This is a genomic window from Clostridium manihotivorum (assembly GCF_004015185.1).
Classification (GTDB): Bacteria; Bacillota; Clostridia; order Clostridiales; family Clostridiaceae; genus Clostridium_AR; species Clostridium_AR manihotivorum.
In genome coordinates this window covers 2,156,259-2,169,052 of record NZ_CP025746.1, presented here as the reverse complement: position 1 = coordinate 2,169,052, position 12,794 = coordinate 2,156,259, and the positions used below count along the sequence as shown (strand labels likewise).

The 12,794-nt window shown below is 33.1% G+C and carries 10 protein-coding genes and 1 pseudogene; 3 read left to right on the top strand and 8 right to left on the bottom strand.

Annotated features, from left to right (window positions below):
- Positions 1-198 precede the first annotated feature (198 nt).
- The 6 genes from C1I91_RS09660 to C1I91_RS09635 form a co-directional block, all read right to left on the bottom strand.
- Positions 199-939, bottom strand: coding sequence for a YebC/PmpR family DNA-binding transcriptional regulator (locus tag C1I91_RS09660; protein ID WP_128212687.1), 741 nt, complete (start codon positions 937-939; stop codon positions 199-201).
- Between the two features lie 158 nt (positions 940-1,097).
- Positions 1,098-1,745 (bottom strand): YigZ family protein, encoded by a 648-nt coding sequence (locus C1I91_RS09655; RefSeq protein ID WP_128212686.1) that lies wholly within the window; start codon positions 1,743-1,745, stop codon positions 1,098-1,100.
- A gap of 119 nt (positions 1,746-1,864) precedes the next feature.
- On the bottom strand, positions 1,865-3,280 hold the full coding sequence (gene pdxR, locus C1I91_RS09650) for a MocR-like pyridoxine biosynthesis transcription factor PdxR (protein WP_128212685.1): 1,416 nt from the start codon (positions 3,278-3,280) through the stop codon (positions 1,865-1,867).
- 42 nt (positions 3,281-3,322) lie between these two features.
- A complete protein-coding gene (locus tag C1I91_RS09645; protein WP_128212684.1) occupies positions 3,323-4,216 on the bottom strand; it encodes a nucleotidyltransferase domain-containing protein in 894 nt (297 codons plus the stop codon).
- Between the two features lie 102 nt (positions 4,217-4,318).
- Entirely contained in the window at positions 4,319-4,540 is a 222-nt protein-coding gene (locus C1I91_RS09640) for a hypothetical protein (RefSeq protein ID WP_128212683.1), read from the bottom strand.
- 52 nt (positions 4,541-4,592) lie between these two features.
- Positions 4,593-5,168: a hypothetical protein gene (locus tag C1I91_RS09635; protein WP_128212682.1), complete on the bottom strand. Its 576-nt coding sequence runs from the start codon at positions 5,166-5,168 to the stop codon at positions 4,593-4,595.
- Between the two features lie 150 nt (positions 5,169-5,318).
- Here C1I91_RS09635 and C1I91_RS09630 point away from each other — a divergent pair.
- Positions 5,319-6,380: pseudogene (locus C1I91_RS09630) on the top strand (IS630 family transposase).
- A gap of 255 nt (positions 6,381-6,635) precedes the next feature.
- Here C1I91_RS09630 and hflX read toward each other — a convergent pair.
- Positions 6,636-8,426: a GTPase HflX gene (hflX, locus tag C1I91_RS09625; protein ID WP_128212681.1), complete on the bottom strand. Its 1,791-nt coding sequence runs from the start codon at positions 8,424-8,426 to the stop codon at positions 6,636-6,638.
- 260 nt (positions 8,427-8,686) lie between these two features.
- Between hflX and hpt the strand changes: the two genes are divergently transcribed.
- Positions 8,687-9,211, top strand: a complete 525-nt coding sequence (hpt, locus tag C1I91_RS09620) for a hypoxanthine phosphoribosyltransferase (RefSeq protein WP_128212680.1) — start codon at positions 8,687-8,689, stop codon at positions 9,209-9,211.
- 86 nt (positions 9,212-9,297) lie between these two features.
- Here hpt and yunB read toward each other — a convergent pair whose 3' ends face one another.
- Complete coding sequence (yunB, locus tag C1I91_RS09615; protein ID WP_238475953.1) at positions 9,298-9,957, bottom strand: sporulation protein YunB; 660 nt, start codon at positions 9,955-9,957, stop codon at positions 9,298-9,300.
- Between the two features lie 93 nt (positions 9,958-10,050).
- Here yunB and C1I91_RS09610 point away from each other — a divergent pair, with 93 nt between their 5' ends.
- Positions 10,051-12,630, top strand: coding sequence for a transglycosylase domain-containing protein (locus tag C1I91_RS09610; RefSeq protein ID WP_128212679.1), 2,580 nt, complete (start codon positions 10,051-10,053; stop codon positions 12,628-12,630).
- The last annotated feature ends 164 nt before the right edge of the window (positions 12,631-12,794 follow it).

The window sequence follows — 12,794 nt, the reverse complement described above, 5'->3', positions numbered from 1 at the left end:
ATACATCTTTTAATAACATAAAAAATACACCTTTATGAAACTTATATATAAGCTTCATAAAGGTGTACTACTTGCATATCCTTAATGGAACTAACAGAAATTCAACATATACCATAACGGGTTAGCCTTTGCATGTATACCATAATGGATAACAGCAACCTAACATAAACCATCTAGGCTAAACCATTTATATCACGACTACCCTTCCCATCCTTCAGGTAACTCTGCATTGTGATAAACATTCTGAACATCATCATCTTCTTCTAGCTGATCAAGCATCTTTTGGAACTTAACTGCTGTTTCTTCGTCTATTGCAGTATATGTATCTGGAATTCCTTTTATATCAGCTTCTAAGAATTCAAGTCCATTAGATTCTAAAGCTTCTCTTACTGTTCCAAATTCTTCTGGTGCAGTTGTAATAACATAAACTTCATCTTCTGCTGAAAAGTCTTCAGCACCAGCATCAAGTGCTAGCATCATTAACTCATCTTCATCTAAAGAATCAGATTTCTCGATTACTATTTCACCCTTCTTTTGGAACATAAAGCTTACGCAACCTGTTGAGCCCATGTTGCCACCTTGTTTAGTGAATGCGTGTCTTACATTTCCTGCTGTTCTATTCTTATTATCAGTCAATGTTTCAACTATAACAGCTATTCCTGCAGGACCATATCCTTCATAAACTATTTCTTCGTATGTAACTGTGTCAGCTTCTCCCGCTGCCTTCTTTATTGCTCTTTGTATATTATCATTAGGCATATTTGCTGCCTTTGCTTTAGCTACAACGTCTCTAAGTTTTGAGTTTGACTCAGGATTGGCTCCACCATTTTTTATTGCCATAGCAAGCTCTTTACCTATCTTTGTAAAGATCTTACCTCTTTTAGCATCAACCTTACCCTTTTTTGCTTGTATATTATGCCATTTTGAATGTCCTGACATTATTGTTCCTCCTAACCATTATCTGAATACAATAAATTCCTAAATATTATATCATAGCCATTTTCTATATTCAACTTTAGTAAAATGGCTCTATCGTTTAAATATCACTATCCTTGCCAATGAATCCTTATTAATTTAACTTTTTATATTGCTGACAATTATAACTTCTTAAACAATCTCTTGTCTTGTCTAAAGTACATATCTTCTTCATCTTCAGAAATCAATATATTACCATTAGTTTCTTCTATAAATCTTTCCTTAATCATTTCAGCCTCTTCCTTTTCTGCTAAGATGAATAAATCAATTACATCAGTATACTCTACATTCTCAATATGCCATTGATTTTGACCACAGAGATATTGAATTTTTCCAAAAAGATCATATTCCAAGGTAACACTTAGTTTAACCCCCAATACCTTGTCAACTATACCAGCTGCACTTATGGCTATAGAGGCTCCTTTTGTATATGCTCTCGTCAATCCTCCAGCACCTAAAAGTATACCTCCAAAGTATCTAGTTACTACTACGGCACAATCAGTAATACCACTTTTCTTTATAACTTCTAGTATCGGAATACCAGCGGTTCCTTGTGGTTCACCATCATCACTATATCTTTGAATATTCATATTTTGTCCAACAACATAGGCATAGCAATTATGAGTAGCATCCTTATGTTTAGCCTTAATTTCAGATACAAATTGCTTTGCTTCCTCCTCTGTTTCAGTTCTTTTTATATATCCTATAAACTCGGATTTCTTCTCCTGGAAGCTATCCTCCCCATAACCTTTTACAGTTAAGTATTTCATATATGCTTTTCCTCCTACAATAAAAGTTTACTGAAGCGTATTTTTCCAGTAAACTTTTTTACGCGTTTGCCTTTCCTGAACCTATGTGAAGAATTTCTAGCAGGCAACATTTATCTTTTTTATCTTTCTGCTTCAATCAATATATCTGCAATTATGTCTATTCCCTTTTCTATTTTATCGCAATCAGTCTGGGAAAATCCAACCTTGAAATATCTCTCCCCTTGGTTAGAATGCTTGTAGAACATAACTCCAGGTGTTATTAAAACACCTCTCTCCCTGAGCTTATAAAAAAGTTCAATAGTAGTCAAGGATATTTTCTCACTCAGTCTAAGATAAAAATGTAACCCTCCCCCAGGAGGACTGAAGTCAATTTTCCCACTAAGCTTAACTTCAATTTCCTTTTTCATGAACTCATATCGTTCTTTATACTTAATATTTAAAAGTTTTATATGCTCAATCCAGTAATCTCTTTCCATATACATCTCAAGCGCTCTTTGCATCAAAGAGGATGTAGATATATCTGTGTTAACTTTAGAATTCTGCACCGAGTCCTTATATTCCTTAGGACATATCAGGTACCCTATTCTTATACCAGGTAAGAATATCTTTGAAAAACTTTTTATATATACCACTCTATCATATCTATCAAAAGACTTCATTGATGAATATTTTATATCAGAATCATAAATAAGCTCCGAAAGATAATCGTCTTCTATTATAAAGAAGTCGTGTTCTTCTGCAAGTTTTAAAAGCTCTTGTTTTTTGTAATCTGAATAACTTACTGTAGATGGGTTCTGAAAGTAGCTCATAAAGTAGAAGCATTTAATCTTATTCTTTTTTAAAATAGCTTTTAAAGCATCTAGATCTACACCATCATTTTCTATGGGAACTTCAAATATATTAGCTTTTCTTGATTTAAACACAGATAAAGCTCCACTATATGTAGGTTTTTCTACAATAATATTGTCATTTACATTAATTAGAGCTTTAGAGACAATATCTATACCTTGCTGAGCTCCTGAGACGATTAGTATGTCATCATAGTCCAGAGAATTGCCCCAAAACTTCTCATTTATACGTTCCCTTAACCTTTCATAGCCTAAAGCATCCTGATATATCAAAGCTTCAGCACCATCTCTATCTAAGACGTCATTTAATACAGCTTTAAGGTCTGCTACAGGAAAGAAATCTGCAGATGTGGTTTCCCCAGTAAAATCAATCATATCATTAAGCTTGCCACTATTTAGTCTTTTAAAAGTAGCTGAATAGCTCTTTTTAAAACCTCTAATAGCATCCTTTTTTTTAGCGTATGTGCCGCTTCCTATCTTTTGATTTGCATAGCCCTCCATTTGAAGTTTTTTATATGCATTAATAACGGTGACTTTATTTAAATGTAGAAAGTCTGCTAACTCTCTAATGGAAGGTAGTTTTTCTTCATCCTCGATTTGGTTTATCTCAATCAAGTGCTTTATATGAGCATATAGCTGTATATATTTATTTACCTCTTCATTAAAAATTAATCTATACTTATCCATAAAATTCCCCTAAACTAAGAGGCATCCACAAAGTGGATACCTCTAACAATATACATTTTCCTCGCCTATAAGGCTTCCAGATAAACTCTTTATGCTTCTGTATCCCTTTTTTAAGATTTTTCTACTTGCTAACTCTATCAAAATATCTTCCATATGTATTTCAAAGTCATTAAAGTAACTATGTTTTTTTATCTCTTCAGAACTCATGTAATTCTTATTTTCCCTGAAAAATTTAACTAGTGCAACGCAGCAATTCTTAATATTTTTATCTAAAAAAGCTTCTATAAAATCAATAGTTCTAATCATTTCGCTTTCTAGACTATCTCCTTGGCTAATAAGGTTGTCTACCACCTGCTGTAAAGCATCATCTAAGTTTGAAGCTACACTTATAACATCCTTACTTACCATATATCCATTATAATTGAGAAACAAACTACAAAACTGTTCAACAGCTTTCATACAAGCCAAATAACCTGCTCGTATACTGTTATTTGCTATAAGTTTTTTACATTGGCTTATCTCTTTTAAAATATTGCCTAAGTAAACTAAATTCCACTTCTCTCTTTCGCTATCACTTATATATCTAAAACTATTAAAAGTATTTGTTATATTTTCATCATTAGAAAAAATAAGTTTTGAAGATATCAATATCCTATGCATATAACTGCCAGCAATATTATTCTTATTAAAATTCAAGAAATTATCTTTGCTTAGAAGTTTCATATGCACTGAGATATTATTCTCTTCAGTATATATATTTCTTATATCTTTATCATCATCCCCTATAATGACAAAGATGTCTATATCAGATCCCTGCCATAAGTCTCCAGTGACCATACTTCCAAAGACCATAACAGCTAGAACATCTTCATTCTTCTTTAATCTTTCAACAACAGAATTAAATGCCTTCTGATATCTTAAAATCTCCTTTGACATATTTTCGCCCCCTTACATATCACATATATCTACGGATATACTTTACTATAACTATTATACTATGAAGTACAATAGTTAACCATAATAATGTAATATATAACCCTATATAAAGACACTTTTTATACCAATATTTTTAAGTTCATGACAATTTATACACTGAAACACATGCCTGCAATCACCATTTTCATACTCTAACTCATCTTCTGGAGCATAAGAATCTCTAAATTCCTGGACCCTTCCACTATCCTCCATAACCTTACCACAGTTAGGACAGGTTATTTCTATATTTGTTAAGCTATTACATAACGGACAAACTTTTTCCATAATAAATCCCTCCAATAGTTTATAATATAATATAAACCTTAATCTTGGAGGGTTATTCATATGGATCAATATTATCTTTAAAGAAATCAACTCTAGTTTTTGCCAAGTCCCACAACTCTTCAGCTTCATCAAGAATATCTAGTGAAAAGTCCAAAGCTTTTTTTACATGTCTCTTCTGACCGTAATTATTAGCTTGATACAGATTGGACATACCTGCAAAGTTTTGTGCTGCTGTACTAAGCTCCCATACCAAATCAACTATAGGCTTAACCTTTCTATCGTAATATATCCTTTCTAGTTCATTTACTTGTAAGGACTGGGTAGCTGTCTTTAATTCATCTGTCTTAGCTATCACATCACCGGCCATTATATACTTTTCTGCATTACTTAACCCACTTCCGCTAGCATTACCGTTGCCGCTACCAAGTTGTTTTTGTTTATCTACCGCTTGCTGCAGTTGCCAAAGTGGATGCCCTGGGTTTATTGCTAAAGTGGGATTATTACCAACCAATCCTTGATTAAATATTCTACTATTATTTTCTTCGTTATTTCCATTTCCATCATCTTCCGAAGTTCTTCCGCTTTGATCTGAATTACTATCTAAATTATCCTTATCTTTTTCATCCATACGATAATCTTCTCTCAATAATAATTATATATATATATGTTGCAAGATGAAAATTTCGATATGATATTTAGGTAAGAACATCCATTAATATAAGATAACTAAAATATCCAAACTAGAATATAAAATAAAAATTATAGCGAGGTTTTAAATATGGATATTTTGATTCTTAATAAGATTGCTGGGCATGAAGATGATATAAACGAGTTAAAATCAGCTTTAAAAAAGACTAAAAACACAAGGTTATATAAAAGATATTCTGTTTTACTTAAGCATTTTGATGGATTTACAAATAGAAAAATAGCTGAAATGGAGAATCTAGAAGAACATACTGTTTCTACATATATAAAAAATTATAAATCAAAAGGAATAGATGGATTAAATATTGGCCACGGCGGCGGAGCGCAAAGAAAATCAATTCACTTCAAGAGAAGCTCATTGTAGAAACTATAACTACAAAAACTCCAGAAGATGTAGGCTTCGAATCTAAAATGAATTGGACTATTGAATTAGTGAGGCAATGGGTTATTAAAGAATTTAATATAAATATGTCACATAGAGGAATAGCATATGTACTTCATAGATTAAATTTAAGTTATACTAGACCTACTTACGTCTTAGCGAAAGCTGATAAAGAAAAGCAAGAAATTTTTAAAAGTGACTTTAAAGCTTTAAAAAAAATGCCTCAATGGCTTAGTTGATACCATCTTATTTGAAGATGAATCAATGATTAGAGATTATCAAGCAATTCAAAAGAGCTGGTTTATAAGAGGACAACAAAGGAAAATTCCTACGTTCGGTAAAAATGCAGGTGTTAAACTTATGGGAATATTGGATTACGAGACTGGTAACGTATATTGCGAGGAACATGAAAGATATGACGCTAAGATATTTAATGACTTTTTAGAAAACGTACTTAAGCAGTATCCAAAAGGAAAAATTGTTGTGGTATTAGACAATGCTAAGATTCATCATGCAAAGCTGATTCAGCCATTTCTTAATAGAGTTAAAGATAGGCTTGAATTGATGTTTTTACCACCGTATAGTCCAGAAATGAATCTTATAGAGGGGTTATGGGGATGGCTAAAGGCATCTGTTATTAACAATGTCTTTTATAAATCTCTGCCACAAGTTAGAACTGCAATTCAAAAGTTTATAAGTAACATAAATAAGGTTCCTACTCAAACAATAGACAGGCTATGTGTTAGATTGTAGAAACCAATTTGCAATATATATATATATTTATATTAAGAGAAAAAACTTTTTATTCTGAATGAAGCCGTAATATATAGACATGCCATAACTACTTAGCGGAACTATCTTTATAATTTGGGCTATGTTTAAGAATATCGTTGAAATTAAGTGGTAATGAAGGAGATGCTATATGAACGAGCAAATAGCGTAAGCTCATTTAAGCATTGGATGACTGACCACTTAATTTCAACACGACACTTTAATAGAGCCAAAAATTTAAACCTGAAGCTCATACTCTTTGCTTTTATTATAGATTTCCTCGTCAACTACAGCCTTAATATAGGTACCATCTTCTTTATACTCCTCTTCAACAACTTTTCCATTTCTATGAAGGAATGCAACCATATGTTGATCAGAATATGGCACTAGAACCTCTATATCTCTCATTTTGTTTGGCAGAGTATTTCCTATTTCTTTCAATAATCCTTCTAGATTAACATTGTTTCTTGCGGAAATTTCTACTATGGTATATTGATTATTTTTTTCCTTAATAGCTTCTAGAGCATCAGTTGTTGTCTTATCTATTTTATTAAGCACTAAAATAATCGGTTTATCCCTAACACCAAGCTCCGCTAAAACTTCCTCTACAGCATATATCTGTTCCTGTGCATATGGCGAAGAAGTATCTACTACATGGCATAATATATCTGAAAATATCACTTCTTCTAAAGTAGATTTAAATGCTTCCACTAGATCATGAGGTAACTTTCTAACAAATCCAACGGTATCTGTCAGTGTAGCTATTCTATTATCTAAGAGAGTGATTGCTCTTGTAGTAGTATCCAAAGTTGCAAATAACATATCTGCTTCAAAAACCTTTTCCTTATTCACTGTATCCCTTGAAGCTGCCATGTCACAAAGTGTATTTCTAAGCGTAGATTTACCTGCATTTGTATATCCTACTAAAGATATCTGAGGTATATTTTGCTTATTTCTTTTTTCCCTTTGAGTCTCTCTATTCTTTTTTATCTTTTTTAATTCACTGGATAAATCATAAATTTCTTCTCTTATATGTCTTCTATCAGTCTCTAATTTCTTTTCTCCTGGACCTCTTGTTCCTATTCCACCACCAGTTCTTGAAAGAACAGTTCCAAGTCCTGAAAGTCTGGTAAGTCTATATTTTAACTGTGCAAGCTCTACTTGAATCTTTGCTTCCCTAGTCTTAGCTCTTCTCGCAAAGATTTCAAGTATCAATGTAGTTCTATCTATAACCTTTGTTCCTATAGCTTCCTCAAGATTTCTTACTTGTGACCCTGACAGTTCATCATCGAATATTACTAAGTTAGCTCTATAGGTCTGTCTTAAAGTAGCTATTTCATTAACCTTTCCACTTCCTATATAATACGCAGCATCTATCTTACTTCTATTTTGGAAAACCCTTGTTATAACAGGTATATCACAGGCTCTAGTAAGCTCATCTAACTCATCTAAGCTCTCTTCGCTGTCACAACCTACAATAATAGCTTTTTCTGAGTAGTCTTCAAAAACATTATTAGATCTTATTATATCTTCAATATGATTAATCCTGTCTAATATATTTAGACCTAAAACCGCTTCAAGTGAAAGATTCTTCTCTTCCTCCGCAATGAGATTTTCATCTTCTACAAAGCAATAGCCTAAGGATAAATCTGTAACCTTTCCTTCTGATACGCCTACTGCTACTATACAATCTAACTTCAACTTAAGAAGCGCTGAAATATCTAAGGCAGAAAGGTTTGAAGCTCCATTGGGATGAGTATGTATTATTCTAACACCAGAAAGCTTCTTCTCACTTATGTCAATAAGAGGCATCTCTACAGAAGTACTGTCTCCAATTGCTACACTTTTCACAGATCCCTTTCTATCTATGGCTACACTTATTTCTCTATCTAAAAACGTCGTAATCTCAGAAATCTTATTTACAACTTCTTCTATACAAACTGAGTATTTAGGTATCTTAAAATCATAGATTCTTTCTAGTTCATTTAAGATGCTATTTCTAACTCCTTCTACGTTACCGTATATCATTATATTACTACCTCCTTTAAGGCATCAGCTTACTTGACAACTTTCATATTATTTTATATTATAAAAACAACTTTGTAAATGTTGTAGAAATATATATCCTACATATATATTTATGGTTAAATTAATTTTAATTATGTAAGGTTATGAAATTAAATATGTACTCTTTATTACATAATTGAATCGCTATAAGATGCAATATTAATGACGTAATAGAGAAACATATCAATTAATACTATAATTTAATTTGATGGAGGATCATCATGGAGGATAAAAAACGTAATATACTTTTTAGTGAAGAGCAGATAGCAGCTAGAATAAAAGAAGTTGGTAAAGTTATAGCAGAAGATTATAAAGATAAAAACCTTTATGTTTTATCTTTACTTAGAGGAAGTTTTATATTTGCAGCTGATTTAGTTAGAAATATAGATACTAAGGCTAAGATAGGATTCATGACTACATCAAGCTATGGACATTCAGAAGAAAGTTCTGGAGTCGTAAAGATTGTAAATGATGTTCCAGACAATATAGAAGGATATGATGTGCTTATTGTTGATGACATTGTTGACTCAGGAATTACTATGGATTTTGTAGTAAATCATGTTAAAACTTTAGGTGCAGCTTCTGTAAAGACTGCGGTTCTATTAGATAAACCATCAAGAAGAAAGGTATCAATAGAACCTAATTACTGCTGTTTCCAAATAGAAGATGTCTTTGTAGTTGGATACGGATTAAACTATGGAGATTATTACAGAAATGTTCCTTATGTTTTCAACTGGGAACAATAAATAAAAGAATAGTTTATATAGAAAAAAATGTACTTGCTTTAAAAATTCCTATAACTTAGGGAGCTTAGAGCCTGTACATTTTTTTATTATTTCTTCATTCCATCTAAATTTAAATCTAGTGCAGTTCTAGGTACTTTTCCTACAATCACGGTTTCTGCTATAGGAATTTGATTTTTCACCTCAACCTCATCATTTTCCAAAGGAATTATCACTTTCATCTTGGTATAAACTTCTACATAAATCTTATGTCTAGTTTGATTTATTCCTGCGGTTTCAAAATCAGATGAGTATTTAGTCTCTATCCTTCCTATAGGCTCCATTTTAACTGTGATCTTAGGTCCCCAGTACGACATTATATTACTCTTGGTCACATAACCCAAAGGAAGTTTTATTCCTACTGATCCTATTGCATTTAGTTCCTTTTGGGACTTCAACGCAACCTCTGAGGCTATGGCATTCATCTTTACAGTATCAGCCTTAAGCATTACTATATTTCCTTCTTTATCCTTATCCACTCTTATTATATCATCATAGTTAAATTTATTTGAGTAGACATCTAAGATATTTTGGTTTATTATTTCTGTAGCCCTAGATCTCATTTCTGCATTGGCTACTACCATAACCGTAGGAGTAATTATTTTATCGAAATAGTATATAAAACCAAAAAAAGTGGATATGATTATAAGTAAAGATGAAATAATAATTAATTTATAATTTTTATTTTTGCTTGTCCTCAATTTTTTCACCAACTTATCATAGTGTATTCACTTTATTAATATGCTATAATATTGTAGAATATTTTTTATTTCCTGCTTGAAATTAAATTTTAGGAGGATGCGATGGCAGATAAGAAGAAAAAGAATATAAATAAAAAACGTAAAAAGAAGAAAAAGTCTAGGAAAGTACTTAGAGCGTTTCTGTTTTCATTTTTATTTTTAATACTCACAGTGTTTGTAGTTGGTGCAGGGTATGTTTACGCAATAATCAAAAATGCTCCTGAATTAAATGTAAATAATGTACTCTCACTTAGCCAGCAATCAAGAATATATGATAATAAAGGTGAATTAATGGACAATGTTCAAACGGACGTTCAACGTATAGTTGTCCCTTACAATGATATTCCTGATGGACTTAAGGATGCCTTCGTCTCAATAGAAGATGAAAGGTTCTACTCACACAAGGGTATCGACGTTAGAAGAATATTGGGAGCTGTATATATCGATGCTAAAAACATAATAACAGGTAGAAAAGGTCTTCACGGTGCTTCAACCTTAACTCAACAATTACTAAAGAACACAATATTGACTAACGATATATCTCCTCAAAGAAAGATAACTGAAATGTACTTAGCTTTGAAGTTGGAAGGACTTCTAAATAAACAACAGATACTAGAAGCCTATTTAAACACGATACCTTTAGGTGGACAGGTTTATGGTGTAGAAGCTGCCTCACTTAAATATTTCGGACAAAGTGTTAAAGATAAAAAACTTACTTTGGTTCAATGTGCATACCTTGCTGGTATGAATCAAGCACCATCTTACTATGATGCTTTCTCTCCACAGAATCAAAAAAATCAAAAACCATATAAAGACAGAACGAAAACTGTCTTAGGAAAGATGCTGGAAATAGGAAAAATACATCAAGACGAGTATGATAAGGCTATTAAAGATGTAGATGCAGGTAATTTTGGATTTAAACCAAAAACAAGTACAACTGAAAAGATGAACTTTGAGTGGTTCTCAAGACCTGTAATTCAACAAGTAAAAAATGACTTAATGCAAAAGTATAAATATAGCGAAGCAGAAGCTTCAAAGATGCTAACAAATGGCGGGCTAAAAATTTATACTACAATGGATAGAAATCTTCAACAATCTACTCAACAGATTCTTGACGATAATAACAGCTTCGGTAAACTTATGAATAACAAGGACGATTACTCCCAAGTTGGAAGCTATAAGTGGCCTAAGCTTCAAGCTTCAGCTACTATAATAGACTACAAAACAGGCCAAGTTAAAGCTATGGTAGGCGGCAGAGGTGACCAACCTCCTATGAGTATCAACAGAGCTTACAGTACCGCTGGACTACGTTCAATTGGATCTGCTACAAAACCACTTACAGTCTATGGTCCTGTAATAGATATGAAGCTGATGACTCCAGCTACTATGGTAGAAGATAATCATTTACCTGAAGAAATAAGTAAGAAGTATCCTAGAGATGCAGATGGAAGGCTTTGGGATCCATTAAATGAAGATTTATCTTATAAAGGAACTATTACCTTAAGGGATGCTCTTAAATACTCCAGAAACCCAGTAGCAGCAAGAATAGAAGATGCTATTGGACTTAATGTTGGACTTTCTTATGGTGAAAAGTTTGGACTGAAATATAACAAGGTTTCTAAGTCCAGTATCGCAACCTTATCCCTAGGTCAGTTTAACAATGATCCAAAGGATAGAGATGGTGGAAACAGTTATATCATGGCTGCAGCCTACGGAACCTTTGGTAACTCTGGTGTATATACTCAGCCCGTACTTTATACAAAGGTAGTGGATGCTACTAATAAGGTTATACTTGATAATAGCACTCCTACAACTAAAAAGATTTTATCACCTGAATCGGCTTATGTAATGTATGATTTGTTAAAGGGACCTGTTAGCTGGTCTTCTCATTATGCTAAGTTTGGCGATATACCTGTAGCGGGAAAGACAGGTACTACAACTGAGAATAAAGATCTTTGGTTCTCTGGCTTAACACCTTATCTTTCTGCTGCAGTTTGGGTAGGTTATGATCAACCAACTTTACTAAAAGGATTTAGTGGTGAGACCGTATCTCCTATTTGGGGAAAAATCATGGCAAAAGCTCATGAGGGCCTTCCTTACAAAGAGATTGACATGCCTTCTGGAGTAGTTAAAGCTTCAGTATGTATGGATTCTGGAAAGGTAGCTACAGATTTATGCAGTAAAGATCCTAGAGGAAACAGAGTAATTCAAGATATCTTCGTTGAAGGTACAGTTCCAACTGCCCTTTGCGATGTTCACGTCGCTGCTAAAATAAATAAAGCAAATGGTAAGTTAGCTACTGACAATACCCCAGCTAGTTTAGTTGAAGATAGAATATTCGTTAAAACTCCAAATCAAGGTGGTGCTTCACTACCAACAGAACAAGATGATTCAAAACCTACAACTCCAGCTACTGATAGTAATAGTAATCCTAACGGAGCAGCTACTACTGATCCTAGCACTACAGGAGGTTCTACTACTGGTGGAAGTGGAACAGGTACAGGTGGTAGCAACAATAATGGAAGTGGAACTACACCTGGTGCAACCACTCCTCCAGCTACGACAGGAGGAACAAGTGGTACAGGTACAGCTGCAGGTACAGGTGGAACAACTACTCCCCCTGGTACTGACCAAAAGCATTAGTCTTTTGGCTCTACTTAAACAATATTGTTGAAATTAAGTGGTTAAAAAGGCTATGCTATATGAGCAAGCTACTAGAATTAAATGATTTATTCAGATGGAATGGCGTAAAAAACCTATACTGTCCGAACGTAGTGAGTTTACAGTTTTTAGCCATGTAATATGAA

Coding starts and splice junctions, on each gene's coding strand:
- C1I91_RS09660 (WP_128212687.1), bottom strand. CDS start 939: ATGTCAGGACATTCAAAATGGCATAATATACAAGCAAAAAAGGGTAAG.
- C1I91_RS09655 (WP_128212686.1), bottom strand. CDS start 1,745: ATGAAATACTTAACTGTAAAAGGTTATGGGGAGGATAGCTTCCAGGAG.
- pdxR (WP_128212685.1), bottom strand. CDS start 3,280: ATGGATAAGTATAGATTAATTTTTAATGAAGAGGTAAATAAATATATA.
- C1I91_RS09645 (WP_128212684.1), bottom strand. CDS start 4,216: ATGTCAAAGGAGATTTTAAGATATCAGAAGGCATTTAATTCTGTTGTT.
- C1I91_RS09640 (WP_128212683.1), bottom strand. CDS start 4,540: ATGGAAAAAGTTTGTCCGTTATGTAATAGCTTAACAAATATAGAAATA.
- C1I91_RS09635 (WP_128212682.1), bottom strand. CDS start 5,168: ATGGATGAAAAAGATAAGGATAATTTAGATAGTAATTCAGATCAAAGC.
- hflX (WP_128212681.1), bottom strand. CDS start 8,426: ATGATATACGGTAACGTAGAAGGAGTTAGAAATAGCATCTTAAATGAA.
- hpt (WP_128212680.1), top strand. CDS start 8,687: ATGGAGGATAAAAAACGTAATATACTTTTTAGTGAAGAGCAGATAGCA.
- C1I91_RS09610 (WP_128212679.1), top strand. CDS start 10,051: ATGGCAGATAAGAAGAAAAAGAATATAAATAAAAAACGTAAAAAGAAG.